The sequence below is a fragment of the Altericroceibacterium xinjiangense genome, from assembly GCF_003958635.1.
GTDB lineage: Bacteria > Pseudomonadota > Alphaproteobacteria > Sphingomonadales > Sphingomonadaceae > Altericroceibacterium_A > Altericroceibacterium_A xinjiangense.
The window spans coordinates 16,513-42,825 of sequence record NZ_RSEK01000001.1 but is presented as its reverse complement, the minus strand read 5'-3'; the positions used below and the strand labels follow the sequence as shown (position 1 = coordinate 42,825).

Sequence of the window (26,313 nt, the reverse complement as noted above, 5' to 3'; positions counted from 1 at the left end):
CAGGGACCGCCTGGCCGCTCCTTCCTGATCAACCTGTGTTCTAGTCGAACAGAGACAAGTCGATCGATTCCGCTAGCGCCCCATAGCCGGCGTCGTTTCCATGCAGATGATCTCCGATGTGGAACGCGTCCGCCATTCGTGCCGGATCGGCCGGATCTGCAAGCGCGGTGGCGAAATCCAGCACTCCGTCGAATTCTCCGCCATGGAGGATCCACTCGTTGATCGCCGTGCGGGCCGCTTCGCCTTCGGGCGACCAGTAGCTTGCCCCCTTGTAAGGCGCGATGGTCGCACCGATGACCTTGACCCCGCGACCATGGGCCCGGGCGATCAGCTGGCGATAGCCATCGATTACGTCATCGGCGGTAACGGTGCCTCCGGGCAAGGCGGCGAACAGGCCGGGCCGCTGCCCAAAGGCCATTCCCAGGTCGTTCACACCTTCGAATACAATAACCGTGCGGATACCGGGCAGAGAAAGTACGTCCCGGTCGAACCGGGCGAGGGCGCTCTCACCCATCCCGTCGTGCAGCACCCGGTTTCCGCTGATACCCTGATTGGCCACGCCCCACACGCGCCCGCCGCGCGCGTTCAGCCGCTCAGCAAGGACATCGGGCCAGCGGCGGTCGGCTTCGGGCGTGGAGCCCACGCCATCGGTGATGGAATCGCCGAAAGTAGCCAGCGTGGCTGATCCGGTTGGTGCATCCACCTCGATCCCGGCCAGGAAGGCGCGCATCGACGCTGTGCTTTGCGGTGGGAAGGGCGCGGCGGAGAAATCACCCGGCGCCGAGATCTCCAGCGGCTCAAGGCCGACGGCATGGCAAGTGCAGGGGCCGGTCTCTCCCGGAAGGTAGAGTGTGACAGCCATCTTCGCCAGCGCCGGCACGGCGAGGTTCACCGCGTCGCTCAGCAACGGCGCACCCGATGGGATCGTTGCGCTGGCATTCCCGCCGAACGTCAGCACCCGGCTGGTTCCGGGGATTTCCTGCCCGTCCGCGCCCAGCAACGCGACTCGCGCCGCACCGATCTGCAGCGGGTTCTCGCCATAGGCGTTCGTCAGTCGCACGCGCACGGCTTCACCCCCGGCGGATACACGCAGGATCTGGCGCAGGGTCTGGTTTTCGAAGCTGGGGGTTGCCGCCATCGGCCCCATCGCGGGAGTAGGCGGAACCGGGGATGCCGCCCAACTGGTAATCCATTCCGCGTGCGCCGCACCCGGGGCAAGGCCCAAACCGATGGACAGCGCCAGCAGCGCCAGTTTGCCGTGTTTCATCTTTCCCTCCCGCTGGCGGGCTTCGGCCCAGCCTTGTGCGGCACAGAGTGCGGGAGGGTTGCGGTCAGATCAAGCCGGCTGCCACTTTTACGGGCCGATGTCCTCCACCTTGGCAATACGGCGGTCGGCGGTGCCGCGGCCGAAGCCGAGCTTTTCGGCTACCGGACCGTTCCAGTCGTAGATATCCTGCACGAAGCGGATCTCTCCGGAAGCATCGAGGTGGGTCGGATGGTACATTAGGCGCACCGGTATCGGGTCCGGCAGCCGGAGGTATGTCTCGCCCCCTTCCTGGCGGGCGTCCTGCCACTTGCCGGTGATGCCCGTGTCCCGCGCAATCATCGAAGCGAATTCGAGGGCATTCTCCACCCGGATACACCCGTGGCTGAGCTGCCGTACGTCCTCGCTGAACAGCGATTTTGCCGCGGTATCGTGCAGATAGATCGCATGGTCGTTATCGAGATCGAACTTCACCATTCCCAAGGCGTTGTCGGGCCCGGGGAGCTGAACCACCCAGCCGTCCCGCCTGACCATGTTCTTGCTGCGCAGATAGCTGGCGCTCTTGTTGGCCAGTCCCTCATCCCGCTCGATCGACTTGGGCACGGTCCAGTTGGGATTCGCCACCAGACGATAGAAGCTGGTGCCCAGTTGCGGAGTTTCCCAGCCGGGTTGGCCGACGATCACATCGCGGCGATCGGCAAGCTGTCCGTCGCGGACATACTCCAGCTTCGCCGCCGCCGTGTTCACGTCAATCCGGGTCGATGGCGCGTTGCGTTCGAGCCAGCGGCGCCGTTCCAGCGCGACGGCGGCGGCGCGGGCGCGGTCGTCTGCCCCGGTGTTCAGCGCTTGGACCGTTTCGGGCCCGATCACGCCATCGACATGGATGCCGCGGTCTTCCTGGAGCTTGCGAATCGCCTGCTCTACCCGGCTGTCGTACGCACCCGATCCGTCTTGCGCAGAATAACCGGCCCGATTGAGATATCCGTCGCGCGCCAGCACCCGGGCGATCTGCGGCAGACGAGAATCGGTATCGCCCTGGCGGATCAGGTCCCCGCCTGGAACGGTGATGTTGCGCTCACTGTCGGCTACCTGTTGCATCCGCAGATAAGCGTCGGACAGCGCCTTGTACTCCCGGTCCTGCGGGGCGAGGCTGGCGAGCCACTGGCCCACGCGCCCGTTCTGCAAGGCACTGGACAAACCGGAAGCCACGTTGGAGTCAGGACGCGGAACGGAGTAGATGTCGTGCAGGTCGGCGGGATCGACCAGCCCGCGTCCCAAGGCAGCAGCATAGGCCAGCGCGGCGTTGGTCAGCGCGGCTTCGCGTTCGGCGGGCGAGTTGCCCTGCACATCGAGGAATGCGACTTGATCGAGGCCGTGTCGCGCGCGGTCAGAAAGGGCCTGCCTCAGTTCCTGCTCTGCCTCGCCCGACCACACGGCACTCCATCCCGCCTGTTCATAGAAGCTTTGGGCGGAGGAACTGCCGACCGCCGACTTGAGATCAGCCTGCGGCACCTGCTCGATAGAGGTGCTGACTCCAGCGCGCGGCGCAATTGCCGAGGAGTTCTGCCGCGTCGCTGCCGTGGCATCGTCCGTCGGGCTGTCGCACGCCGCAAGCAGCAGCAAGGGAAGGGCGGCAGCGCAAGCCGTCCGCTTGAGGATCGTAGAGGGCGTCAGGCCAAGGCCGCGAGCGCGCATTTCCTCTGGAATTGCAAATGGTTGGGTCATGATCAGACCCAATGCTCACAGCTTCACTCCGTTCCTTGGAAACGGCTTCAGTACGGATCGGCGCGTGCCCTTCTGCCTTTCAGGGACGGCCTTTGCCAGCCGCTCGCCTACAAGGTAAGGCGGCGGGCATGGACGTCGTGCTTTCGCTGCTCATGCTCACCTCCCTCGCGCTGATCGCCGGGGCGATCTGGCTGTGGCGGAAGCAAGGCGTGAACCGGCAGGTCTGGCTGATGATCCTGCTGGCGATGGTGATGCTGATCAACGTTGCGCTGTGGACGGTGCCCAATTCATCCGGCCTGGCGCCGATAGGGCAGGAACTGCAGCAGTAGAGTAGCCGAAAGCGGGCAATGACCGAAGGCCCGGGCGCGATCGTCGCGCACCCGGGCCTCTTTTCATCGCGCGAAAGTCACTTGATCGGGCATTCGGGGGAGAGGCGGTAGTCGAGGTAGCCGTCGACCGCCTGCATCAGTTCATGGGTTTCGTTCTCGAAGAAGTGATTGGCCTTCGGGATTTCCTTGTGGTCGATCGTGATGTGCTTCTGGGTGCGCAGCTTGTCGACCAGCTTCTGCACCGCCTGTGGCTGGACGACCGTATCGGCCTGACCCTGGATGATGATGCCGGACGCGGGGCAGGGGGCAAGGAACGAAAAATCGTACATGTTCGCCGGCGGGCAGATCGAGATGAACCCACGGATCTCCGGACGACGCATCAGCAGCTGCATCCCGATCAGGGCGCCGAAGCTGACGCCTGCGATCCAGGTGGTCTGCGCTTCGGAATGGATCGACTGCACCCAGTCCAGCGCGGCGGCGGCGTCCGACAATTCGCCAACTCCGTTGTCGAAGCTGCCCTGGCTGCGGCCGACGCCGCGGAAGTTGAACCGCAAGGTGGCGAAACCGCGGTCCGAGAAGGTCTTGTAAAGACGCTGCACGATGCGATCATTCATCGTGCCGCCGCCTTGGGAGTGCGGGTGGAGGATCATCGCCACGGGGGCGCGGGGGCGAATTGCCGGGGCAAAACGACCTTCAAGTCGGCCTTCGGGGCCGGGAAAGATAACAGCGGGCATGGGCTTGCTCTCGAATGCAGGTATGCAGGCACCGGTGGCGCCCGAAAGTATCGCGCTATATAGGCGCACGCTGGCTTTTCGCAATTCTTTCACGTCTGGCACCTGCATTTGCGCATTTATCTTGATCACGCCGCGACCACGCCGCTGCGGCCCGAGGCTGCCGAAGCAATGGCGCGGGGATTCGCGCTTTGGGCCAATCCGTCCAGTCCTCATGCCGAAGGCCGCGCCGCCCGCCATGCGTTTGAGGATGCGCGAGCGCGCGTGAAGGCGGCCCTCGACTGGGACGGCGAGGTGATCTTCACCAGCGGCGCCAGCGAAGCTGCCGCTATCGCGCTGGGTCAGAGCCGAGGCGAAGGGCGGCTGGTCAGCGCGGTTGAGCACGAAGCGGTACTGAGAGCCGCACCAACTGCACGCATCCTGCCCGTGCGCGGGGACGGAGCGGTCGATGTGTCGGCGGCGGAACAAGCGCTTGCGGACGCGCAGAAGCCTCTGGTCGCGGTCCAGACGGTCAACTCGGAAACCGGAAACCGGCAGGACGTCCCCGCCATTGCCGAGCTGGTTCGCGGCGTGGGCGGCCTGCTGGTGTGCGACGCTTCGCAAGGAGCGGGCAAGCTTCCGCTGCCTGGGGAAGCCGATATGGCGATCATCTCGGCGCACAAGCTTGGCGGGCCGGTCGGGATTGGAGCCCTGCTGGTAAGGGACTACGCGATGCTTGCGCCCACCGGCGGGCAGGAGCGGGGCTACCGCCGGGGCACGGAGAGCCTGCCCGGCGCGCTGGGGTTCGCGGCAGCGCTGGAAGCCTGCGACGATCCGTATCTCGACCCTTCCGTGCTGGAGCCGCTCGAAGCTTTTGTGGGCGAGGTGCGTGCCATGGGCGGAGAGTGGCTGTCCGATAGGCTGGCCGATCCCACGCCCTTCATCCGCGCCATCGCCATGCCGCACTTGTCCGGCGCGGCGCAGCTGATGCGCTTTGACATGGCGGGCCATGCCGTCAGCCAGGGCAGTGCCTGCTCCTCCGGCAGCCTCCGGACAAGCCATGTGCTTGAAGCGATGAACGTGGAGCCGGACACCGCCTCCCGCACGATCCGGGTCAGCTTCGGCTGGACCACCACGCGGGCGGACGTCGAACGCTTTTGCGAGGCCTGGCTGGCCATGGCGCGCAAGGCGCAGGATCAAGCTGCATGATCTACCTCGATTACCAGGCGACCACCCCGCTCGCCCCCGAAGCGCGGGAGGAGATGCTGCGCTGGCTCGATGGGCCGGGTGGAACCGGGTTCGGCAATCCGCACTCGCCGCACCGGCTGGGACGGCAGGCCGATGCGGCGGTGGAGCTGGCGCGGGAGCGGGTCGCCGCCATGTTTCCGGCTGGAGGACACGTGACCTTCACCTCCGGCGCCACCGAGGCGATCAACCTCGCGTTGCGGGGCAGCGAACCGGCACGGGCGGGGCGGCCGGTCGCCGTGTCCGCGATCGAGCATTCGGCCGTATTCAACACAGCCGAAGCGCTTTCCGGCGGGGCTCACGTCCTGCCGGTGGACGGCGACGGACTGGTGAATCCGCAGGTTGCGTTTCCGGCAGGCGTGGGCGTGGTCTCGGTGATGCAGGTGAACAACGAGGTCGGCACGATCCAGCCGGTTGCCGAGCTTTACGGCCGAACAAGGGCGCAAGGCGCGCTGTTCGTGTGCGATGCGGTGCAGGCGGCTGGCAAGATGCCGATCGCTCCGGCGGACATGATCGCAATCTCGGCCCACAAGTTCCACGGCCCCAAGGGGATCGGCGCGCTGTGGGTCCGCGACGGACTGGAGCTTCAGCCGATCGTCACCGGGGGCGGCCAGGAAGGGGGCTTGCGCTCCGGGACCGTCAGCCCGGCCCTGTGCGCCGGGATGGGCGCTGCGGCCCAGCTGGCGCTGGAACGGATGGAGGAGGACGCCGCCCACGTGGAAAAGCTGTGGAACTGCGCCCGGGAGCTTTTCTCCGACTGGCAGATCAACGGCAGCAAGCGGCGGCGCTGGCATGGCAACCTGAATCTCCGGCGTGAGGGGCTGGACGTCGCGCGGCTGATGTCCGACGTGCGCCAGGTGTGTTTTTCAGCCGGCTCGGCTTGCGCCAGCGAGTCGGGCAAGCCCAGCCGCGTCCTCGGCGCGATCGGACTGAGCCCGGAACAGGCGCGCGGATCGATACGGTTGGGCTTCGGGCGCTACACCCGGCAAGAGGAGCTTGAAGAAGCGGCCCAATTGATTAACTCTGCTGCAATGCAGCAAGGATGGACCAATTAAAGTCACTTTCATCACCCGCGACGGCCAGAGGGTCGAAGCCGAGGCGGAGCCCGGCGCCAACCTGCTCGAGATTGCCCAAGCAGCCGGGATGCCGCTGGAAGGCACGTGCGAAGGACAGATGGCCTGTTCTACCTGCCACGTGATTGTGGCTCCCGAATGGTTTCCCCTCCTGCCCGAAGCGAGCGAGGAAGAGGAAGACATGCTCGACCTCGCCGCCGAGGTTGCGCGGACCAGCCGCTTGTCCTGCCAGATTGCCGTCAGCGAAACACTGGACGGGATCGAGGTGCGGATTCCCGGCGCAAGCCACGATGCGCAGGCGTTTTAGAGGGTTGTGCTGAATAAGGTTTCGGGAGCCCCTGGTTAGAGGGCTCCCGACAGAGAAGAAGTTACGCCGGTTCGGACACTTTCGCGTCCTGCAGCGACCGGATGATGGCGTCGGAGAATGCGGGAATGTCATCCGGCTTGCGGCTGGTGATGAACTGGCTGTCGACCGCTACTTCCTGATCCACCACGTTCGCCCCGGCGTTCTTGAGGTCGGTGCGGATCGAAGGCCAGCCAGTCAGGGTCTTGCCCTTGGCAACCCCGGCTTCGATCAGCAGCCACGGCCCGTGGCAAATTGCGGCGACCGTCTTGCCGGCATTGGCGAAGTCCTTGACGATCCCGACCGCATTCTCGTCCATCCGCAGCTTGTCGGGATTCATTTGTCCGCCGGGCAGGACCAGGGCATCGAAATCCGCGGCGCTCACTTGGTCGACCGTCTTGTCGACCTTCACCGTGTCGCCCCAGTGATCGTGCTGCCAGCCCTTGATCTCGCCGTCCTGGGGGCTGACGATCACCGTCTCGAATCCGGCTTTCTCCAGCCGCTCTTTCGGGCCGGTCAGTTCGGATTGCTCAAAGCCGTCGGTGGCGAGGATCATTACGCGTTTTGCCATGGGTTACTCCTTGATATTCGGGGGTTGCGTTTGAATCTAGAACGAAACGGGAATATGACGCGTTCCGCCCTGTTCCGTGGGCCGTGGCAATGGTAGGGCAGGGCGCGCGCTGCCGGGTTTTCGTGCAATCGGGCGCTGGCCGGGGGGTCGGCCGGGCACCGCTTCGCCGGGTAACCGGAGGGGCCAACTGGATGGGAATGAATGGCAATCACTCTGGACGATAAGGATTCGTTTGACGCGATTGCGGACGCGCCGTTCGACAGTGCGTTGTCCGAACGATACCTGATTTACGCGCTGTCCACGATCACCGCGCGGTCCTTGCCGGACTTGCGTGACGGGCTGAAGCCGGTTCATCGCCGCCTGCTTTGGGCGATGCGGCAGTTGCGGCTGGACCCGGCATCCGCATTCAAGAAATCGGCCCGCGTCGTCGGCGACGTGATCGGCAAGTATCACCCGCACGGCGACGTTGCGGTGTACGACGCGATGGTTCGCCTCGCGCAGGATTTCACCCTGCGGTATCCGCTGGTGGAAGGTCAGGGCAACTTCGGCAACATCGACGGCGATAACGCCGCTGCGTACCGCTACACCGAATGCCGCCTGACGCGGACTGCCCTGATCCTGATGGAGGGTCTTGACGAAGGGACAGTCGATTTCCTCCCGACCTACAACGGCGAGGAGCAGGAGCCGGAAATCTTCCCCGGCTTGTTCCCGAACCTGCTGGCCAACGGGGCGAGCGGGATCGCGGTCGGCATGGCGACCAGCATCCCGAGCCACAACGCGGCCGAGGTGATCGACGCCGCGCTGGAACTGATCGACAACCCCGAAGCCAGCCACGAACGGTTGATGGAGCTGTTCCACGGGCCGGACTTCGCCACCGGCGGCCTGGTAGTCGACTCTCCGGAATCGATCGCGAAAGCCTATGAAACCGGGCGCGGATCGTTTCGCGTGCGCGGACGCTTCTTCGCGGCCGAAGCAAAGTCGGAAAAGGACCGCGACGCTGGGATTGAGCGGCTGGGCAGCGGGCAGTACCAGCTCGTCGTCTCCGAAATCCCGTACATGGTCCAGAAGGGCAAGCTGATCGAGCAGATCGCCGCCGCGATCGCCGACCGGAAGCTGCCGATCCTGGAAGACGTGCGCGACGAGAGCGACGAACAGCTGCGGATCGTGCTGGTGCCGAAGAACCGCAACGTCGATCCCGAGCTGCTGAAGGAAAGCCTTTACAAGCTGACCGACCTCGAAAGCCGGTTCGGGCTCAACCTCAACGTGCTCGACGCCACCCGCACCCCGATGGTGATGGGCCTGAAGGAACTGCTGGAGCACTGGCTGCTGAGCCAGATTGATATTCTTCAGCGCCGCAGCCGCCACCGGCTGGACAAGATCGACCAGCGGCTTGAGCTGGTCGAAGGCTACATCATTGCCTACCTCAACCTTGACCGGGTGATCGAGATCATCCGCACGGAGGATGAGCCGAAGCCGGTGATGATTGCCGAATTCGAGCTGACCGATCGTCAGGCCGAGGCCATCCTCAACATGCGTCTGCGTTCCCTGCGCAAGCTTGAGGAAATGGAGCTGCGCAAGGAACGCGACGAGCTGCTGAACGAACGGGAAGGGCTGGAAAAGCTGCTCGACTCCCCCGCACGCCAGCGCACGCGTCTGAAGCGTGACCTGACGAGCCTTCGCAAGCAGTACGGGCTCGACACGCCCATCGGCCGCCGCCGCACGACCATTGCCGAAGCGCAGCCGGCGGTGGAGTTCAGCCTGGATGCGATGATCGAGAAGGAGCCGGTGACGGTGATCCTGTCCCAACGCGGCTGGATCAAGGCAGCCCGGGGCCACGTGCCGCTGGATGGCGATTTCAAGTTCAAGGAAGGCGACGGGCCCGCCTTTGCGATCCATGCGCAGACGACGGACAAGCTGCTGCTGGGGAGCGACGATGGGCGGTTCTACACCCTTGGGGCCGACAAACTGCCGAATTCTCGCGGGTTCGGGGAGCCGATCCGCAACACGCTGGATATAGATGCAGAAGCGCAGATCGTCGCGCTGCTGGTTTATCGGCCGGGCAAGCAGCTGCTGCTCGCCAGCAGCGCCGGGCGGGGGTTTGCGGCGATCAGCGACGAACTTACCAGCGAAACCCGCAAGGGACGGCAGGTGGTCAACTGCAAGCCGGGGGTGAAGCTCGTGGTCGCGCGGGAGATCGCCGAAAGTCACGATCACGTGGCCGTGGTGGGCGACAACCGCAAGTTGCTGATCTTCAGTCTGGAAGAGCTTCCGGTGATGACTCGCGGACAAGGCACTCAGCTTCAGCGCTACCGCGATGGCGGGTTGTCGGATGCGATCACGCTGAAGCTTGAAGATGGGCTGAGCTGGGCGATGGGCGGCGAATCCGGGCGCACCCGGATCGAGCCGGACGTGTGGCAGTGGAAGGTTGCGCGCGGCGCATCCGGCCGCTTGCCGCCGCGCGGATTTCCCAAGGACAACAAGTTCTAAAGAAAAAGGGCCGGGCGCAAGGAGCGTCCGGCCCTTTTGGGTTCGTTATGCTGGATCGATCAGCCGCCGGCGGACGCTGCCGCTTCGATCTGGGCCAGGTTGGCGCGGACCATCGGAGCGCCGTTGGCGTCAACCGCGAAGTACTGCTTCGGCAGGGTCAGCGGGCCACTGGCGCGTTCGAGGACGATGTTCTCGCCGTCGATCATCTTGATGGTGCCGAGCGGCTGGGCATCGGCGGTCATCACTTCAGCCCCGGCGACAAGCGCCGCGTCCAGCCGCGCCTTCTGCGCCGCCATCTGCTGTTCGAACTTCGCGTCGAGTTCGGTCTTGGTGATGTTCAGCGTCGGACCCTGGTCGCTCGTTCCGAAAGCATTGGCGGGAAGCGGGATCGAATTGACCCCGGTGTTCACCACCACGCCGCTGTCCATCACGCTCTCGACCGTGCCGATCACGGCGCCGTCGGAACCGTAGACCGTCGCTCCCGTCGTCACGTCGGCTGCAGCCGCGGCGGGCACAGCCGCCGCCGCGTCTTGCGCCTGGGCGTTCACGGATACTGCAGCCAGCGCCGCAGCGGCGGAAATTGCGAGAAACTTCATTACCTTCCGGTCTCCTTCGAGTGAGCGGAAGAGTCCATCACGAAAAGGCAACGCTTGCGCCGCCGCCCCAGTCAGACCCTCCTCCGTTGAACACGACTTTTGCAGGGTGACCGCAAGTCGCAACCGCATTCACGACGAGCCGAGCCTCAGACTCCGTGAAGCGTTCTAATCGGCGTATGTTGCGGGACCTTTCAGCTGTTTTCCTTCAGGATTTCGCCCAGCATTGCCTCTACGCGGGTCCGCCCCGGGAAGCCTTCCGCGATCCAGCGCTGTTCGACTGCACGCAGCGTCCGGGCGACATCCGGCCCGGCCTTAATGCCGCGAGCCACGATTTCGCCGCCCTTCAGCGGCAGGGCGGGTACCTCCCAATCGCGAAGCGGCGCGATCTCGGACCCTGCCAGCAGCAGCCGGTCGGTGGCTGCCTCCCGGCCGATGTCATAGGCAAGAGCGCGGGCATCTCCCGGCCGCTCCTGCCGTTCAGCAGCGCTGACCAGCCGCTTCTTCTGCGCGGTTGAAAGGCGCAGGCGGGCGGCGACTTGCTCCGCAATCCGGCGATCGGGCGGTAACAGCGCAGCCAGGCGGCGGATCGCGGAAGGGGCAGTGCCCTGCTTCCGTTCCTGCAGCACCACGGCTTTCAGAGCGGTCAGCCCGTGTGAGTCGACTTCAGGCAGGACGACGGCCAGAACGCCGCGTGTGTCCATCCGCGCCGCCGTGGCGCAGGGGTCCGGCAAGCCGAGAAGGGCGAGCAGCTCCATCGCCACGCGTTCGCGGCTGAGGCCTTTCAGCATTGGCGCGAGTTCTGAGCAGGCATCCTCCGCCTGCCGATCAAGATCGGCGCCGAGCCGCGCCTGGAAGCGGTAGTAGCGCAGGATGCGCAAATGATCTTCGCGGATACGCTGGTGGGCATCGCCGATGAAGCGCACGCGGCGGCACGCAAGGTCATCCAGTCCGCCGAAGTAATCGAACACCTCAAGCGTCACCGGATCGGCGTACAGCGCGTTGATGGTGAAATCGCGCCGCGCGGCATCCTCTCGCCAGTCGGTGGCGAAGGCGACCGTCGCGCGCCGGCCGTCGGTCGAAACGTCACGCCTGAGGGTGGTTACTTCCACCGGACCTTGCGGGAGCACGGCGGTCACTGTCCCGTGATCGATCCCGGTCGGCACGGTGCGGATGCCCGCGTCCTTCAGCCGTGCGATCACTTCGTCCGGGTGAAGCGGCGTCGCGCAATCCACATCCTTGGCGTTGCTCCCGATCAGCGCGTCGCGCACCGCACCGCCGACCCAGCGGGCGTTTCCGGGCCCGAGCGCGGCGGCAAGGCGCGCCAGATCCTCACGCGCAGGCCATTCGGCATCCGCCAGCGAAGCAAGGGGCAGCGGCGAGAGCGGCTCAGTCATCAAGGATATCCTGCCAGGCGATCCGGCGCGAAAGGTTGGCGATGATCGCCGCAGTCACGCCCCAGATGCGGTGCCCCTGCCAGTCGATCTCGATGTAGGGGCGAATGCTCCCGCGCCAGGATGCCTGCTTCTGCACGTGGTTGACGGGGTCGAAGACGAAGCGAAGCGGGGCCTCGAACCACCCGGCAACTTCGTGCGGATCGGGCCGGATCGTCAGGTCCTGCGGCACGAGGCCGAGCACCGGGGTGACGTCATAGCCGGTCGCGGTGACGAAGCGGTCGCTCGCCCCGATGACCCGCACGGCGGCGGGCGGGATCCCAAGTTCCTCGTCCGCCTCGCGCAAGGCGGCAGCGACGGCGTCCTCCCCGGGATCGAGCTTTCCGCCGGGAAACGCGACTTGCCCGGGATGGGATCGCATCGTCTCCGGCCGGTGGGTCAGGATCACGCCGGGTTCGCGCCGGTCGGTCACCGGGATCAGCACTGCGGCCGGGCGTAGCTCCGGCGGGGCGAAGCCGGCATCGCTGCGCAAGTCCGGCAATTCGATCCCGTGGCCTTCGTCGAACAAGCGGGCAAGTCGGTCGAACAGCGCGCTCAAGGAAACCTCAGCGCCCTCGCCACGGGCCAAGCATGCCTTGGCGGGGGAGGATCGCCGGATTGTCGCTGCGCGCCAGCAGTCGCGCCGGATCCCACGGGCCGGGAAGCGTCCAGCCGCCGGTATGTTCGGCGGAGAAGCCCCAGCGGCCGTAATAGGATTCGTCCCCGATCAGCACTTGCGGCAGAGGCGCGCGGGGGTCAATTGCGGAAAGGCTGGCGATCATCAGCGCCTTGCCGAAGCCTTCGCCCTGCCGTTCCGGCAGAACAGCGAGCGGCCCCACCATCAGCAGCGGGTGCGCGCGGCCCGCCGGATCGGTCAGCGCCACCGGCCAGACCTGGATCGTGGCGACCAGCAAGTCTTCTTCGTCCATCGCCGCAAGGCTGAGGCCCGGCAGCCAGTCCGTTCCCTCGCGCAGCCGGTAGGCGGTACGCTGGTGCCGGTCAGGGCCGAAGGCGCGGTCCAGCGCCTCCTCGATCATCGCGGGCTCGACATTTTCGAGCGGAATCAGGCTGGGAAGGGCGTCGCTCATCGCCGCCGAGCCGGTAGGCAAGGCCGGGCGGTGTGGCAACATCTTTGCGCCGCTATTCTCCGGGAGTGAGGTGCAGCAGCCGCCCGCCGTCTCCATCCTCGATCACATAGAGGGAGCCGTCCGGCGCCTCCAGCACGTCGCGCAGGCGGTTGCCGAACTCGTAACGCGCTTCCTCCGTCCCGTTGTCACCCGACAGCGATACCCGGACCAGCGACATCGTGGTCAAGCTGGCGATCAGGGCCTGGTTCCGCCACTCGGGCCACAGCTTGCCGCTGTAGAACAGGAAATCGCCGGGCCCGATCACCGGAGTCCAGCCGATCGCCGGAGCGTGAAATTCAGGCCGTGTCGCGTGATCGGGAATCGGCGATCCGTTATAGTTGACCCCGTTGGACACGATCGGCCAGCCGTAGTTGTTGCCCGGCACGATCCGGTTGATCTCATCCCCGCCGCGCGGACCGTGTTCAAGATCCCACAGCTGGCCTTCCTGATCGAACTGCAAGCCCAGCACGTTGCGGTGGCCGTAGGACCAGATCTGGTCCGCCGGGCTGCCGCGGTCGGCAAGCGGGTTGCCCGGCGCGGGAGTTCCGTCCGGCAGCAGGCGGACGATGGTGCCAAGGGTGTTGGACACGTCCTGCGCCGGCTCCCCCTTCTGCCGATCGCCCGAAGAGACGAACAGGAACTGCCCGTCTGGTGAGAATTCCAGCCGGTGCGAATAGTGGCCGCTGCCCGTAACCTTGGGAGTCTGGCGCCAGATTACCTCCAGCCCTTCGATCCGGCAGGTACCCGGCTGGTCGCAATTCAGCGTGCCGCGCCCGACGGCTGCACCGCGCGTGTTGCCGTCGCCCGGCTCCGCCCAGCTGAGATAGACCCCGCGGCTGGCGGCGTAATCGGGCGCGAAGGCGATGTCGCCCAGGCCGCCTTGCCCGCCGTAATCGACTTCCGGCAGGCCGGTGACGGTTCCGATCTCCCCGGTGCCGGGTTGGACGAATCTCATCGTCCCGGGTTTCTCGGTAATGAAGATGCGGCCGGTTCCGGGCTCGGTCGCGAGGGCCCACGGCTCATTGAAAACACCCAGCGAAGAGACCATGAAGGGGGCGCCGGCGGGCGCTTCAATCGGCTGTCCCGCGACGGTGTTCACCCCCGATGCGGGCGCGGGGCTCGGCGTGTCGGTGCCGGGCGACGCGGTCCCGCAACTTGCAAACATGAGCGCGGCCGGAAACAGGACCGCCGCAGATGGAAACAGCGTACGCATGCTCTTTGGAACCCCATCGCCTGAATTCGGTGCCACGGGCGATCGGCTGATCGTCGGTGTCGACGAAGTCGGCCGCGGCCCACTGGCTGGACCCGTTGTTGCGGCTGCGGTGCTGTTGTGCAAGCCGCGACCGTCGGGACTGGACGATTCCAAGAAGCTCACCGCCAACAGGCGTGCCTTGCTGGATGAGCGGATACGCCGCCGATGCGCCTACGGGATCGGCGTGATTTCGGCCGAGGACATCGATCGGGTCAACATCTTCCGCGCAACGATGCTGGCCATGACCGTGGCGGTGGACAACTTGTGCCGGGCGCTCGGCTGCGATCCGCATGAGGTGCTGGTCGACGGCAACCTCACGCCGCACGGGCGCTGCGCGGAATGGCGCTGGGCCGCGCGCCCGATCGTAGGCGGGGACGGACGGGAGCCGTGCATCTCCGCCGCCTCCATCATCGCGAAGGAATACCGGGACCGGATGATGCGTGAATACGCGCGGGAGCATCCGCAATACGGCTGGCACCGAAATGCCGGGTACGGCACGCCCGAACACCTCGATGCCCTGCGGCGGCACGGGCCGTCTCCGCTCCACCGCCGCAGTTTTGCACCGGTCGCGCAGGCGCAGCTGCTTTGAATCTTTGGCAGGCTGGCGGTGCAAGGTGGAAGACCCTGTGTAACTGAGTCTCCCCGGTCACACTGAACGGCTAAGGCGCTTCCCGTGCACTCTTTGCTTGACGCGGAGTCCGCGGGGACTCACCCTGTGGAAAAGCACGGGGATAACCATGGGTAAAACGATGACCAAGCTCCGGACGCCCGCGCGTCCGGCGATCAGCAAGGCCGCGCTGCCGACCGGGCAGATCCTGCCCGGCGACTGCATCGAGGCGATGCGCACGCTGCCCGCGTCCTCGATCGACCTCATTTTCGCCGATCCGCCGTACAACCTTCAGCTTGGCGGCGATCTCAACCGGCCGGACGGCAGCCACGTCGATGCGGTGACCGACGACTGGGACCGGTTCGACAGCTTCGCCACGTACGATACCTTCACGCGGGAGTGGCTGGCCGAAGCGCGCCGCGTGCTGAAGCCGGACGGCGGGCTGTGGGTGATCGGCAGCTATCACAACATCTTTCGCGTGGGCGCGACGCTGCAGGACCTCGGTTTCTGGATCCTCAACGATATCGTCTGGCGCAAGTCCAACCCGATGCCGAACTTTCGCGGCACCCGCTTCACCAACGCGCACGAAACGCTGATCTGGGCGAGCATGGGGGAAAAGGCGAAGTACCACTTCAACTACCGCGCCATGAAGACGCTGAACGACGAACTGCAGATGCGGTCCGACTGGCTGATCCCGATTTGCAGCGGGCAGGAACGGCTGAAGGACGGCGGACAGAAGCTGCATCCGACCCAGAAACCCGAAGGCTTGCTGTATCGCGTCCTGCTGGCCACTACCGAGCCGGGGGACGTGGTGCTCGATCCCTTCTTCGGCACCGGCACGACCGGCGCAGTGGCGAAAAGGCTCGGCCGCCAATGGATCGGGTGTGAACGGGAGCCGGCCTACCGTGACGGCGCGCTGCGGCGGATCGAGGACACCCTGCCGCTGGACGAAAGCGCGATCACCACGATGCAGAGCCGCAAGGACGCCCCGCGGGTGGCGTTCGGTTCGCTGGTCGAAGCGGGGCTGATCGCGCCCGGAACGCAGTTGTTCGACAAGCAGCGCCGCTGGAGCGCAACCGTGCGGGCTGATGGGTCAATCCAGAGCGGGCGGGAAACCGGATCGATTCACGGCGTGGGCAAGGCGCTGCAAGGTGCGCCGAGCTGCAATGGGTGGACCTTCTGGCACCTTAGTCGCGAAGGCGCTCCCCAGCCGCTCGATGCCGTGCGGCAGGTGTACTTGCTTGGGATAGAGGACTGACCGGAAGGCCTGATGGACCGGCTCTACATCCGTCCGATCGGCTGTGTCGCCAGTCCGCAGAGCGTGGACGGCGATGCGGTCCGGCTGGCTGGCGGGCGGGTCTATGCCCACCGGTTCGCGGTGATCCTGCGCCGGGACGGCGAAATCGTGCAGCGCGACCTCGTCACCCCAGCCACAATCGACATGGCGCTGGCGCGTCTGCCTGATGCGCTTGGCCCCGAAGCCGAGGAGCAATGGGCGAACCTGCGCCTGGCTCACCCACCGCTGAAGCTGCCCGGCGGCCGCAGCCTGCCGCTCGACCAGCCGCAGGTGATGGGTATCCTCAACCTGACGCCGGACAGTTTTTCCGACGGTGGCCGGTTCACGGCCTCCGATGCGGCGCAGTCGCACGCGGAAACAATGATGCAGGCGGGCGCGGCGATCATCGACATCGGCGGGGAATCCACCCGGCCCGGCGCCTTGCCGGTGCCGGAGGATGAGGAAGCAGCGCGCGTCGTCCCGGCGATCGAACGCTGCGCGGAGCTGGGTGCCATCGTCAGCGTGGATACCCGGCGCGCGGCAGTAATGAACGCGGCAGTTGCGGCGGGGGCGGCGATCCTCAACGACGTATCCGCCTTGCGCGACCCGGCCAGCCTGGAATTCGCAGCCTCGTGCGATGCCCCGGTCGTGCTGATGCATGCGCCCGGCGAAGGCGAGGATCTCCACGCGAGCGGCGGTTATCGCGATCCCGTGCTGGATGTGTTCGACGCCTTGCGCGCAGCGCGGGACCGTGCGGTGAAGGCGGGTATTGCCCGGGAACGGATCGTCCTCGATCCGGGCATCGGGTTCGGCAAGTCACTGGCGGATAATCTCGCGCTGATGAACGCGCTGGCGCTGTTCCACGCACTGGGCCAGCCGTTGCTGCTTGGCGCAAGTCGCAAGCGGACTATCGCGGCGCTGTCCGGCGAGGCCCCGGCGGACCGCAGGCTCGGTGGCTCGCTGGCGCTGGCTATGGCGGGATTCGGAGCAGGCGTGCAGCTGGTGCGGGTGCACGATGTGTTCGAAACCGTGCAGGCGCGCGATGTCTGGCGAGGCTTGCGCGATGCGGCTCTTGCGGAATTTTCCGAAAACAGCGACTAGTCGGGGACAGCTTGCCCGACCGCTCTGCGGGGACTTGAGCGGCAGGCGTTGGAGCGATAGAGATTGTTCATGCAAACTGTCGAACACGATAAACCGGTGGCGCCCGCAAACGATATGAAGGCGGCGGAAAGCACCTACAGCAGCTTCATTGTCTGGCTGAAGTGGTCGGTCCCGATCATTGCGGTGATCGCCTTCATCGTCCTCCTGCTCATCGCCTGACGGGCAGAAGGGGGAGACGATGCGGATCGCGGTGTTGAAGGAAGACGCCGCGAACGAACGCCGCGTCGCCGCCACCCCCGAAACGATCCGGAAGTTTGCCGCGCTCGGCGCAAGCCTTTGCGTGGAAGAAGGGGCGGGCAGGCACGCATCCATCCCCGATGCCGCCTACACGGAAGCCGGGGCCGAAGTCGCCCCGCGGCCGCAAGCTGTCGCCGGGGCCGACATCGTGCTCGCCGTCCAAGCGCCCGATCCGACCGCGCTCGTGGGCGCGAAGCCCGGCGCCTGGGTCGCCGCGACGTTCGATCCCTTCGGCCAGCCGGAGAAGGTCCGGGCCTATGCCGCTGCCGGGCTTGAAGCGCTATCGCTCGAATTCATGCCGCGCATTACCCGCGCGCAATCGATGGACGTATTGTCCAGCCAGTCGAACCTTGCCGGGTACAAGGCGGTGTTGGCCGCTGCCGACGCCTATGGCCGCGCCTTCCCGATGATGATGACTGCGGCGGGCACGATCACCGCGGCGCGGGTGTTCGTCATGGGAGTCGGCGTCGCCGGCCTGCAGGCGATCGCCACCGCACGGCGGCTGGGGGCGCAAGTCTCGGCCACGGATGTCCGCTCCGCCACGAAAGAGCAGATCCAGTCGCTCGGCGCGAAGGCAGTGTTCGTGGAGGACGTCGCCGGGATCGAAGGCGAGGGCAGCGGCGGCTACGCCACGGAAATGAGCGAGGAATACCAGCGTGCGCAGGCCGACCTGGTTTCCAGCCACATCGCCAGGCAGGACATCGTCATCACCACCGCGCTGATCCCCGGCCGCGCGGCCCCCCGGCTGATCACCGACGCGCAGATCGCCACGATGAAGCCCGGCAGCGTGATCTTCGATCTTGCGGTGGCGCAGGGCGGCAACGTCGAAGGCTCGGTGTCCGATCAACTGGTCGAGCGGCACGGGGTAACCATCATGGGCTATTCCAACACGCCCAGCCACCTTGCCGCCGATGCCTCGGCGCTGTTTGCGCGCAATCTCTACAATTTCCTGTCCGCCTTCTGGGACGCGGAGCAGCAACGCCCGGTGCTGGATGAGGAGATCGGCAACGCTGTCCGGCTGACGCAGGGCGGGCGCGTAGTGAACGAGAGGCTGCCAAGTTAGCCTGAAACGACAAGAGGGAGCGGCCGGTGGATTTCATTTCGATCCTTTCGATCTTCGTGCTGGCCTGTTTCGTCGGATACTACGTCGTCTGGTCGGTCACTCCGGCCTTGCACACGCCGCTGATGGCGGTGACCAATGCGATTTCCAGCGTAATTATCGTCGGGGCGCTGATCGCCGGCGCGGCGGCGGGAAGTCCGGCGGCAAAATGGCTCGGCCTGCTGGCGGTCCTGCTGGCGAGCGTGAACATCTTCGGCGGCTTCGCGGTGACTGCACGCATGCTGGCGATGTACCGCAAGAAGGAACGCCGCCCCGCTCCCACGCGGGAAGGGAGGTAATCCGCGATGGTGCTGCCTTACGCCGAGCCGACCGACCTTTCGATTGCCGCCGACGCGGTGCGTGCGGTCGAACCCTGGGTCGCCGTTGCCTACCTGATCGCGGGTGTGCTGTTCATCCTTGCGCTGCGCGGGCTTTCCTCGCCCGCTACCAGCCGCGCGGGCAATCGCTACGGCATGGCGGGCATGCTGATTGCGGTGGTGACCACGCTCATCACGCACGAACTGGCGAACCTTGGGGAGATCGTGATCGCCATCGCAATCGGCGGCGCGATCGGCTTCGTCATCGCCCGGCGCATTTCGATGACGGCCATGCCGCAGCTGGTCGCCGCATTCCACAGCCTCGTCGGACTGGCAGCGGTGCTGGTGGCGGTCGCGGCCTTCCTCAATCCGAGTGCGTTCGGGATTCTCGGGCTCGACGGTAACATCCTGGCCGTGACGCGGGTGGAGATGGCCCTGGGCGCGGCGATCGGCGCAATCACCTTTTCGGGATCGGTGATCGCGTTCGCCAAGCTGAACGGCAGCATGTCCGGCGCGCCGATCCTGCTGCCGATGCGGCACGCGATCAACCTCGGCATCCTTCTTGCCATTATCGCGCTGACGGCCGCCTTCGCTGTTGCGACCGAGGCCGGACCGGGGGAAGGCGCGCTGTTCTGGATCATCGTCGCGCTTGCGTTCGTGGTGGGATTCCTGCTGATCATTCCGATCGGCGGGGCCGACATGCCGGTCGTCGTCTCGATGCTGAACAGCTATTCCGGCTGGGCGGCGGCGGCGATGGGTTTCACGCTGCACAATTCCGCCATGATCATCACCGGCGCGCTGGTCGGCAGTTCCGGCGCGATCCTTTCCTACATCATGTGCCGGGCGATGAACCGCAGCTTCGTATCGGTCATTGCCGGCGGCTTTGGTGCGGAAGCCGCCGCGGGGCCGGCAGGCGCGGCAAGGATCGACCGTCCGTGGAAGCGTGGCAGCGCGGACGATGCGGCCTTCCTGCTGAAGGAAGCGAACCAGGTCATCGTCATCCCCGGCTACGGCATGGCGGTGGCCCAGGCCCAGCACGTGCTGCGGGAGATGGGCGATACGCTGAAAGAGCAGGGCGTCGCGGTCAAATACGCGATCCACCCGGTTGCGGGGCGCATGCCCGGACACATGAACGTGCTGCTGGCCGAAGCCAACGTGCCGTATGACGATGTGTTCGAGCTGGAGGACATCAACCACGAATTCGCCCAGACCGACGTCGCCTTCGTGATCGGGGCCAACGACGTGGTCAATCCGGCGGCGAAGACCGATCGTTCAAGTCCGATCTACGGCATGCCGGTGTTCGATGTGGGCAAGGCCAAGACGGTGATGTTCATCAAGCGGTCGATGGGCGGTGCGGGGTATTCCGGGGTGGACAACGAGGTGTTCTACATGGACCGCACGATGATGCTGCTGGGGGATGCCAAGAAGATGGTGGAGGAAATCAACAAGGCGCTGCACGATTGATCCTGCGCCTGCTGTTCCGCCCTCCTGCGCCGGTAGTCGCGTCGACTGCCGGAACCCTTTGCGATAGCCCGATGTTCCTCTCCTGATATCGCCGTTCCGTCATCCCGGCGGGACCGACAGCAAGGAACACAGGATTTGCGTAGACTCGGGTTGATCGGAGGAATGAGCTGGGTTTCCACCCGGACGTACTACACCCACCTCAACGCTATCGTCCAAAAGCGGACCGATCCGCGCCGCAGCGCGTCGTTGCTGATCGAAAGCCTCGATTTCGGGTTGCTTTACCGGATGCAGACCGCGGAGGAGTGGGAACGCGCCGCCCAGGTGCTGACCGATTCCGCCCGCAGGCTGGAAAGCGGAGGGGCCGAGGCGCTGATCATCTGCGCCAATTCGATGCACCGCGTGTACGATCAGGTGGCGAGCAGCGTCAGAATACCGATCCTCCATATCGCCGAATGCGTCGGCCAGCGAATGGCGCAGGATAAGGTGAAGACCGCGGCGCTGATCGGTTCGCGCAACGTGATGACCGAAAGCTTCTACCGCCGCCGCCTCGTCGCGCACGGAGTGGATCTTCTGCCGCCCGATCTCGAAAACGTCGAAGTGCTTGACCGCATCATCTACGGCGAACTGATGCTCGGCAAGGCCACTCGCGACGCCGAGCGGGAACTGAAGACGATGCTCACCAACAAGGAACGGGACGGCGCCCGGGCGATCGTGCTTGCCAATACCGAACTGGAAGCGGTGGTGAACGTCGATGCCAACGTGCTGCCGATCTACGACAGCACGCGGATCCACGCGGAAGCAGCCGCCGAGTGGATGCTGGAGGATGAGCTTCCCCGACAGCCGGTGGAGCCCGAACCCGTCGCAGAGCCCGAGCCGGCCGAAGCGGCCGCTGCCGAACCCGTCGCCGATGCGGAACCCGCGCCAGCAGGCAACACGATCCGGGTCATGCCAAGGGACGACGCGGAAGCACCGGTGGCCGAATAGCACCTCCTCGTTGCCAATTTGCGCAGTCCTTCCTAGCTAGGCCGTCATGAGCCGCGCCCCTTATGCCGCCGATCCGGAGCGTTCCCGTGGGCGCGAGTTTCCCGAGCAGCGCGATGGCGCGCGCGGACCGCGCAGCGAATTTCAGCGCGACCGGGACCGGATCATCCACTCGATCGCGTTCCGCCGCCTAGCCGGCAAGACACAGGTGTTCATCGCCCCCGACGGCGATCACTACCGCGTTCGGCTGACTCACAGCCTGGAAGTGGCCCAGATCGGGCGAGTGATCGCCCGCTCGCTGGGCCTGGATGAGGATCTGACGGAGGCCTTGTGCCTGGCGCACGATATCGGCCACCCCCCGTTCGGCCATGCGGGAGAGGAAGCGCTCCACCGGTCGATGGAAACGGTCGGCGGCTTCCGCCACAACGAACAGTCGGTGCGCACGCTGATGCGGCTGGACAGCCCCTATGCCGCCAATCCAGGGCTGAATCTCAGCTGGGAAATGCTCGAAGGGCTGGCAAAGCACAACGGACCGGTGACCGATCCCGGCTGGGCTCTGGCGGAACTCGACAGCGCCTTTCCGCTCGATCTTGCCGGCTGGCCTTCGCTCGAAGCGCAAGTGGCGGCGCTGGCGGACGACATCGCTTACGACAACCACGATATTGACGATGGAGTGCGCGGGGGTTTCCTCGATCTCGATCAGTTGCTGACGCTCGACTTCCTGGCCGATCAGTGGCGCGCGGTCGAACGCCGGTTTCCGCATGCACCGCAGCCGGCGCGTCTGCGCGAACTTGTCCGCACCCAGATCGGGTTGATGGTGAACGATCTGCTCGAACAGACCCGGGCGAACGTCCGCGACATCGGGTCAGTGGAGGACATCCGTGCCCATGACGCTCCGATTGCGGCATTCTCCCCGGAGATGGCTGCGCAGGAGCGGCGGCTGAAGAAATTCCTCTACGCAAACCTCTATTACCACCCGGAGCAGATCGGCACCGCCGACCGCGCACGGGACGTGGTGGCGAGGTTATATGCCGCCTATTGCGAGGACCCCGACCGGCTGCCCGAAAGCTGGCGCGCGGCCCTGCCGGACGCGGATCCCGCGCGCGGCCGCCGCATTGCCGACTTCATCGGCGGGATGACGGACCGCTACGCGATGGACCGCTATGCCGAGGTCTTCGGCAAGGCGCCGGAGGGATTGTCGAATGTCTGAATTCCTGAAGAAGCAATCTGCCCCCGCCGCCCTGCGCAACCGCGGGCCGATCGCGGACGTGCTGGCGGACGAACTGCCGGACAGCGGCACCGTGCTGGAAATCGCCAGTGGGACGGGCGAGCACGCCATGTCCTTTGCTGAGCGGTTTTCCCGCCTTACCTGGCAGCCGAGCGATCCCGATCCGGTTGCGCGGGCATCCATAGCGGCCTGGCAGGCCGAAAGCGGGCTGGGCAACCTGCGCGTTCCCCTCCCGCTCGATGCTTCGGGCGCCGAGTGGCCGCTGACGCGCGCGGAGGCGATCGTTTGCATCAACATGGTGCACATCAGCCCGTGGACCGCCACCCTTGGGCTGTTCGCCGGAGCGGAGCGGCTGCTGCCCGAAGGGGCGCCGCTGATCCTCTACGGACCTTATGTCGAGGACGACGTGGAAACCGCGCCCTCCAATCTCGACTTCGATCGCTCGCTCAAGGCGCGCAACCCAGCCTGGGGTCTGCGGCATCTGGCGCGCCTGGATGACGTGGCAGACCAGCAGGGTTTTGGCCGGACACGCCGCGTGGCAATGCCGGCCAACAACCTCGTGCTCGTCTATCGCAGGACGGGATAGGTCGCCCCCTAGGTCATACCGCCCGGTCGGCGGCCTCCCCGACGGATTCGATATCCCGGCCCACGCCCTTTACGGTGTTGCACGCCGTGGCGGTGAAGGCGACGGCTCCGGCCATCAGTGCGATCAGTACTTTGCGTGTCATGTTCGTCCTTTCGTTCGTGATGAACGATCGGCGGAAAAACCCGCCATCTCGTTTCAGGTTCCTTCCACCCGCGCCACATCGCGGTTGCTGGGGCGGGCCAGACGATGCTCCCGCCACGCAATCACCAGTCCGGCTGCGACGATCAACGGGACCCCCACCCACGTGGAAGTGGGCGGCAGCATGTTCCAGATCGTCCAGCCGTACAGCGTAGCCCAGAACAGCGAAGAGTAGTCCATCACGATCACGCTGGCGACCTTCCCGACGCGCAAGGCGGACGTCAGCAGCAACTGGCCCGCGCCCCCGACAATCCCGATCCCGATGAGCAGTGCCCATTCGCCGGCATCATGGCTGGTCGACACGAATGGCAGCGCCAGCACCGTCGTTGCGGTGCTGATCGCGGCGAACCAGAACACGATGGTCAGCGGCTTGTCCGTGCGATTGAGATCCGCGATCTGGATCGAGATGAGCGCGACCATGAATGCACCGCTCAGCGCCGCGGCCGCGCCGAACAGCGGAATGTGCCCGCCGCCGGGCTGGGCAATCACCAGCACCCCCGCAAACCCTAGCGCAACCGCGCCCCAGCGGTAGACCCCCACCTTTTCTCCCAGCAGCAGCGTGGAAAGGATCACCGCCCAGATAGGAGCGGTGAAACCCATGGTCGTCGCCTCGGCGAGCGGCAGCAGCAGGAGTCCCCCGAAATTGAGGATCATCCCCACCATGCCATAGAGGGCGCGTTTGGCATGGGTGCGCGGGCGATCGGTCCGGAGCATGGCAAGCCCGCCGGTCGCCATCACCCAGCCGAGCGCGATCGGGATTGTCACAAACTGGCGCCAGAACAGGATCTCCAGCAAGTGGACCCCGCGTTCTCCGGCCAGCTTCACCAGCGCGGACATCGTGGCCAGGGCGGCGATCGCGGCCAGTCGGATGCCGAGGGCGAGCAGGGGCCGGTGTTTGGGTTCGCTCGCATCCATTCCTTGTGCGCATGAGACAGGCGGCGCGCTCGATCAAGCCTTGTACGGCTGCCGTCTGCGAAGCATAGGCGCCCGCGTGTTTGTCGAACCCGATTTCCTGCGCTTCGCCGGCCCGGCCACGCTCGCCGGCGTGTGGGGCGGCGCGCTGCTGCTGCTCGCAGCTGTCGCCCTGGTGGCGGAACGCCGCCGGTTAAAGCGCACGCGGATCGATGCTGTCGGCTGGATGCCCTGGACCGCGATCTTCTTCGTTTCGGGCTTTATGGGTTTCATCTTGCTGGGGGTTGCGGTGCAGGGCTGGCGGGCCGGATAAACGCAAGACGGTTGGCTTGGCTGCAAGCGGGGCCTAGAGCGGCGCAACCGGCAAGGGGATGAAGGTGCAGCAAAACGACCGCTCGGGACTGCTTTTCGCGTTGGCCGGATTCTGCACGCTCTCGATCGGCGACGCGATCGTCAAGGGCATGACCGGGATGTGGTCGCCCGCCGCGATGGCGGCGACGCGCTATGTCCTTGCAGCGGCCGGCCTGTCCGCCTTTCTAGTGGCGCAGCAGGGTATTGGCGCGCTACGGATGCCGAAGCCGGGTTTGCAATGGGTTCGCGGCCTTGCCGTCAGTGTCGCGTCCATCGCGATGTTCCTGGCGGTGTGGCTCATGCCGCTGGCGGAAGCGACCACCATCACCTTCACCCAGCCGATGATCACGGCGATCCTTGCGGCTATCTTCCTCAACGAACGGCTGCGATTGCCCACGATTGTCGCAACGCTTGTGGCGTTTTGCGGGGTTGTCCTCGTGCTGCGTCCGAATTTCGAGGCTGTCGGCCTCGGCGCGCTGCTGCCGCTGATCGCGGCCGCAGGCATGGCCATGCTGATGATCGCGAACCGCGCAGTTGCCGGGGCCGCGGGCGTGCTGGCGATGCAGGTCTATGTCGCACTGACGGCCTCCGTCCTACTGGTTATTGCCAGCGTTGCCGGACACCTGAGCGGAGTGGACGCGCTGCGACTTCACTGGCCGGAATGGAGCGTCCTGGCGCGCCTCGCCTTCATCGCGGTCAGCGCCACCGTGGCGCATTACCTGATCTATATGGGGACGGTGCGCGCGGGTGCGGCCACCGTGGCGCCGATGACCTATGGCCAGCTGCTGGTAGCCGTGGTGATCGGCTGGTGGTTCTTCGGCAACACGATCGACCTCGTGACAATGCTGGGCGCTGCGATCATCATCGGAGCGGGGCTGTACTTGTGGTGGCAAGGCCGGGTGAAGGAACCGCCCGAGAACCCGTGAACCTGGAAGAACCGCCTCGCTGCTGGCTCTGCGAACGCCCGCTGGGGCGCAAGGTGCAGCTGCACCACACGGTACCCAAGGCGAAGGGCGGGCGCGAGACGGTTCCCCTGCACCCGATCTGCCACAGGACGATCCACGCCAACTTCACCAACGCAGAACTGGCTCGCCTCGGGTCCAGCCGGGCGGCGCTGCTGGAGCGCGAGCCGGTTGCGAAGTTCGTGCGCTGGGTTGCTGACAAGCCGCCTGATTTCCACGCCCCGACGCGGTCGAAACGCTGAAGCTCACGGGGCCGATCGGCCGCCCAACGGTGTGCTGGCAACCATCAACGAAAAAGGGCGCCGCAACGGGCGCCCTTTTCCGAAAATCACAGGAAGACTTCAGCCCTCGACGTGCTCCGCCAGAACCGTCAGTCCGTTGTCGCCCACTTCGGCAAAGCCGCCGCGGACTTCGATCAGCTCGGGCGCGCCGCCGGCGGTGCGATAGACCTGCACCGCGCCATCGCGGATGGTGGACATGAAAGGCGCGTGGCCTTCCAATACGCCGAACTCACCTTCAGTCCCCGGGACTACGACCATGTGGACGCTTTCCGAGCGGACCAGCTTGGCCGGCGTGACGAGTTCGAAATGCAGCATGGTTAATTCCCGTCGATAGCCGCGTCGAAATCGCGTGCGGCCTTGGCAAATTTGTCACGGCAGCCGGTGTTGCAGAACCCGACTACCTTTCCCCGATAGAGGGTCAGGCTGTCAGGAGACACCGGCTTGCCCGACCAGGGGCACACGTCGTTGACGCAGTCCGCAAGGTCGGGTGTTGCCATCCCT

Annotated in this window: 31 protein-coding genes; 18 read left to right on the top strand and 13 right to left on the bottom strand. The window is 65.8% G+C overall.

Annotation, left to right across the window (positions count from 1 at the left end; genetic code table 11):
* Positions 1 to 40: 40 nt before the first annotated feature.
* Together ELY13_RS00230 and ELY13_RS00225 are read right to left on the bottom strand one after the other, a co-directional pair.
* Complete coding sequence (locus ELY13_RS00230) at positions 41 to 1,267, bottom strand: SGNH/GDSL hydrolase family protein (RefSeq protein WP_126171883.1); 1,227 nt, start codon at positions 1,265 to 1,267, stop codon at positions 41 to 43.
* A gap of 87 nt (positions 1,268 to 1,354) precedes the next feature.
* Entirely contained in the window at positions 1,355 to 2,989 is a 1,635-nt protein-coding gene (locus ELY13_RS00225; RefSeq protein WP_241233464.1) for a L,D-transpeptidase family protein, read from the bottom strand.
* Positions 2,990 to 3,117: 128 nt separating this feature from the next.
* On the opposite strand from ELY13_RS00225, the gene ELY13_RS00220 reads away from it, so the two are divergent.
* Positions 3,118 to 3,318 (top strand): hypothetical protein, encoded by a 201-nt coding sequence (locus ELY13_RS00220; RefSeq protein ID WP_126171881.1) that lies wholly within the window; start codon positions 3,118 to 3,120, stop codon positions 3,316 to 3,318.
* A gap of 77 nt (positions 3,319 to 3,395) precedes the next feature.
* On the opposite strand, the gene ELY13_RS00215 is transcribed toward ELY13_RS00220, so the two are convergent.
* A complete protein-coding gene (locus ELY13_RS00215) occupies positions 3,396 to 4,052 on the bottom strand; it encodes an alpha/beta hydrolase (RefSeq protein ID WP_126171880.1) in 657 nt (218 codons plus the stop codon).
* Between the two features lie 168 nt (positions 4,053 to 4,220).
* Between ELY13_RS00215 and ELY13_RS00210 the strand changes: the two genes are divergently transcribed.
* Genes ELY13_RS00210 through ELY13_RS00200 form a run of 3 tightly spaced genes read left to right on the top strand, consistent with a single transcriptional unit; the run spans position 4,221 to position 6,653 of the window.
* Positions 4,221 to 5,237: a cysteine desulfurase family protein gene (locus ELY13_RS00210; RefSeq protein ID WP_420897412.1), complete on the top strand. Its 1,017-nt coding sequence runs from the start codon at positions 4,221 to 4,223 to the stop codon at positions 5,235 to 5,237.
* On the top strand, positions 5,234 to 6,328 hold the full coding sequence (locus ELY13_RS00205) for a cysteine desulfurase family protein (RefSeq protein WP_126171878.1): 1,095 nt from the start codon (positions 5,234 to 5,236) through the stop codon (positions 6,326 to 6,328). Before ELY13_RS00210 ends, ELY13_RS00205 begins: the two co-directional genes overlap by 4 nt.
* Entirely contained in the window at positions 6,324 to 6,653 is a 330-nt protein-coding gene (locus ELY13_RS00200; RefSeq protein ID WP_126171877.1) for a 2Fe-2S iron-sulfur cluster-binding protein, read from the top strand. The genes ELY13_RS00205 and ELY13_RS00200 overlap by 5 nt, the downstream gene beginning before the upstream one ends.
* A gap of 61 nt (positions 6,654 to 6,714) precedes the next feature.
* Here the strand turns inward: ELY13_RS00200 and ELY13_RS00195 are convergent, their stop codons facing one another.
* On the bottom strand, positions 6,715 to 7,260 hold the full coding sequence (locus tag ELY13_RS00195) for a type 1 glutamine amidotransferase domain-containing protein (RefSeq protein WP_126171876.1): 546 nt from the start codon (positions 7,258 to 7,260) through the stop codon (positions 6,715 to 6,717).
* 201 nt (positions 7,261 to 7,461) lie between these two features.
* Between ELY13_RS00195 and parC the strand changes: the two genes are divergently transcribed.
* Positions 7,462 to 9,747, top strand: a complete 2,286-nt coding sequence (gene parC / locus ELY13_RS00190; protein ID WP_126171875.1) for a DNA topoisomerase IV subunit A — start codon at positions 7,462 to 7,464, stop codon at positions 9,745 to 9,747.
* A gap of 59 nt (positions 9,748 to 9,806) precedes the next feature.
* Here parC and ELY13_RS00185 read toward each other — a convergent pair whose 3' ends face one another.
* From ELY13_RS00185 to ELY13_RS00165, 5 genes are all read right to left on the bottom strand, one after another.
* Positions 9,807 to 10,343 carry a hypothetical protein gene (locus ELY13_RS00185; RefSeq protein WP_126171874.1) on the bottom strand — a complete coding sequence of 179 codons (537 nt, stop codon included), beginning with the start codon at positions 10,341 to 10,343 and terminating at the stop codon, positions 9,807 to 9,809.
* A gap of 191 nt (positions 10,344 to 10,534) precedes the next feature.
* Positions 10,535 to 11,737, bottom strand: a complete 1,203-nt coding sequence (locus ELY13_RS00180; protein ID WP_126171873.1) for a CCA tRNA nucleotidyltransferase — start codon at positions 11,735 to 11,737, stop codon at positions 10,535 to 10,537.
* Positions 11,730 to 12,332, bottom strand: coding sequence for a CoA pyrophosphatase (locus ELY13_RS00175; protein ID WP_126171872.1), 603 nt, complete (start codon positions 12,330 to 12,332; stop codon positions 11,730 to 11,732). Before ELY13_RS00175 ends, ELY13_RS00180 begins: the two co-directional genes overlap by 8 nt.
* 7 nt (positions 12,333 to 12,339) lie before the next feature.
* Positions 12,340 to 12,861: a GNAT family N-acetyltransferase gene (locus tag ELY13_RS00170; RefSeq protein ID WP_126171871.1), complete on the bottom strand. Its 522-nt coding sequence runs from the start codon at positions 12,859 to 12,861 to the stop codon at positions 12,340 to 12,342.
* Between the two features lie 52 nt (positions 12,862 to 12,913).
* Positions 12,914 to 14,113: a PQQ-dependent sugar dehydrogenase gene (locus tag ELY13_RS00165; protein ID WP_126171870.1), complete on the bottom strand. Its 1,200-nt coding sequence runs from the start codon at positions 14,111 to 14,113 to the stop codon at positions 12,914 to 12,916.
* Between ELY13_RS00165 and ELY13_RS00160 the strand changes: the two genes are divergently transcribed.
* The 10 genes from ELY13_RS00160 (at position 14,112) to ELY13_RS00115 (ending at position 23,108) form a co-directional block, all read left to right on the top strand.
* On the top strand, positions 14,112 to 14,741 hold the full coding sequence (locus ELY13_RS00160) for a ribonuclease HII (RefSeq protein ID WP_126171869.1): 630 nt from the start codon (positions 14,112 to 14,114) through the stop codon (positions 14,739 to 14,741). The genes ELY13_RS00165 and ELY13_RS00160 overlap by 2 nt on opposite strands.
* Before the next feature lie 160 nt (positions 14,742 to 14,901).
* Entirely contained in the window at positions 14,902 to 16,017 is a 1,116-nt protein-coding gene (locus tag ELY13_RS00155) for a site-specific DNA-methyltransferase (protein WP_420897408.1), read from the top strand.
* Positions 16,018 to 16,026: 9 nt separating this feature from the next.
* A complete protein-coding gene (gene folP / locus ELY13_RS00150) occupies positions 16,027 to 17,136 on the top strand; it encodes a dihydropteroate synthase (protein WP_126171867.1) in 1,110 nt (369 codons plus the stop codon).
* Positions 17,137 to 17,205: 69 nt separating this feature from the next.
* Positions 17,206 to 17,355: an aa3-type cytochrome c oxidase subunit IV gene (locus ELY13_RS00145; RefSeq protein WP_126171866.1), complete on the top strand. Its 150-nt coding sequence runs from the start codon at positions 17,206 to 17,208 to the stop codon at positions 17,353 to 17,355.
* 19 nt (positions 17,356 to 17,374) lie between these two features.
* Positions 17,375 to 18,496 carry an NAD(P) transhydrogenase subunit alpha gene (locus ELY13_RS00140; RefSeq protein ID WP_126171865.1) on the top strand — a complete coding sequence of 374 codons (1,122 nt, stop codon included), beginning with the start codon at positions 17,375 to 17,377 and terminating at the stop codon, positions 18,494 to 18,496.
* A 26-nt stretch (positions 18,497 to 18,522) separates the two neighbouring features.
* Positions 18,523 to 18,831: an NAD(P) transhydrogenase subunit alpha part 2 gene (locus ELY13_RS00135; protein ID WP_126171864.1), complete on the top strand. Its 309-nt coding sequence runs from the start codon at positions 18,523 to 18,525 to the stop codon at positions 18,829 to 18,831.
* Between the two features lie 6 nt (positions 18,832 to 18,837).
* Positions 18,838 to 20,313 (top strand): NAD(P)(+) transhydrogenase (Re/Si-specific) subunit beta, encoded by a 1,476-nt coding sequence (locus ELY13_RS00130; RefSeq protein ID WP_126171863.1) that lies wholly within the window; start codon positions 18,838 to 18,840, stop codon positions 20,311 to 20,313.
* Positions 20,314 to 20,448: 135 nt separating this feature from the next.
* Positions 20,449 to 21,297, top strand: coding sequence for an amino acid racemase (locus ELY13_RS00125; RefSeq protein ID WP_126171862.1), 849 nt, complete (start codon positions 20,449 to 20,451; stop codon positions 21,295 to 21,297).
* Positions 21,298 to 21,343: 46 nt separating this feature from the next.
* The gene (locus ELY13_RS00120) at positions 21,344 to 22,504 is read left to right on the top strand and encodes a deoxyguanosinetriphosphate triphosphohydrolase (protein ID WP_126171861.1); all 1,161 of its coding nucleotides are present in this window, start codon (positions 21,344 to 21,346) and stop codon (positions 22,502 to 22,504) included.
* Positions 22,497 to 23,108, top strand: coding sequence for a DUF938 domain-containing protein (locus tag ELY13_RS00115; RefSeq protein WP_126171860.1), 612 nt, complete (start codon positions 22,497 to 22,499; stop codon positions 23,106 to 23,108). The genes ELY13_RS00120 and ELY13_RS00115 overlap by 8 nt, the downstream gene beginning before the upstream one ends.
* A gap of 13 nt (positions 23,109 to 23,121) precedes the next feature.
* Here the strand turns inward: ELY13_RS00115 and ELY13_RS00110 are convergent, their stop codons facing one another.
* Together ELY13_RS00110 and ELY13_RS00105 are read right to left on the bottom strand one after the other, a co-directional pair.
* Positions 23,122 to 23,250 (bottom strand): entericidin A/B family lipoprotein, encoded by a 129-nt coding sequence (locus ELY13_RS00110; RefSeq protein ID WP_126171859.1) that lies wholly within the window; start codon positions 23,248 to 23,250, stop codon positions 23,122 to 23,124.
* A gap of 53 nt (positions 23,251 to 23,303) precedes the next feature.
* Complete coding sequence (locus tag ELY13_RS00105; protein WP_126171858.1) at positions 23,304 to 24,221, bottom strand: DMT family transporter; 918 nt, start codon at positions 24,219 to 24,221, stop codon at positions 23,304 to 23,306.
* 76 nt (positions 24,222 to 24,297) lie between these two features.
* Between ELY13_RS00105 and ELY13_RS00100 the strand changes: the two genes are divergently transcribed.
* From ELY13_RS00100 to ELY13_RS00090, 3 genes are read left to right on the top strand one after another with little or no spacing between them, the layout of a single operon-like run.
* Positions 24,298 to 24,531 carry a hypothetical protein gene (locus ELY13_RS00100; RefSeq protein ID WP_241233463.1) on the top strand — a complete coding sequence of 78 codons (234 nt, stop codon included), beginning with the start codon at positions 24,298 to 24,300 and terminating at the stop codon, positions 24,529 to 24,531.
* A gap of 58 nt (positions 24,532 to 24,589) precedes the next feature.
* Positions 24,590 to 25,495 carry a DMT family transporter gene (locus tag ELY13_RS00095; RefSeq protein WP_241233462.1) on the top strand — a complete coding sequence of 302 codons (906 nt, stop codon included), beginning with the start codon at positions 24,590 to 24,592 and terminating at the stop codon, positions 25,493 to 25,495.
* The gene (locus ELY13_RS00090) at positions 25,492 to 25,773 is read left to right on the top strand and encodes an HNH endonuclease (protein ID WP_241233461.1); all 282 of its coding nucleotides are present in this window, start codon (positions 25,492 to 25,494) and stop codon (positions 25,771 to 25,773) included. Before ELY13_RS00095 ends, ELY13_RS00090 begins: the two co-directional genes overlap by 4 nt.
* A 99-nt stretch (positions 25,774 to 25,872) precedes the next feature.
* On the opposite strand, the gene ELY13_RS00085 is transcribed toward ELY13_RS00090, so the two are convergent.
* Entirely contained in the window at positions 25,873 to 26,127 is a 255-nt protein-coding gene (locus tag ELY13_RS00085; protein WP_126171857.1) for an ATP synthase F1 subunit epsilon, read from the bottom strand.
* 2 nt (positions 26,128 to 26,129) lie between these two features.
* On the bottom strand, positions 26,130 to 26,309 hold the full coding sequence (locus tag ELY13_RS00080; RefSeq protein WP_126171856.1) for a glutathione S-transferase: 180 nt from the start codon (positions 26,307 to 26,309) through the stop codon (positions 26,130 to 26,132).
* Positions 26,310 to 26,313 lie beyond the last annotated feature (4 nt).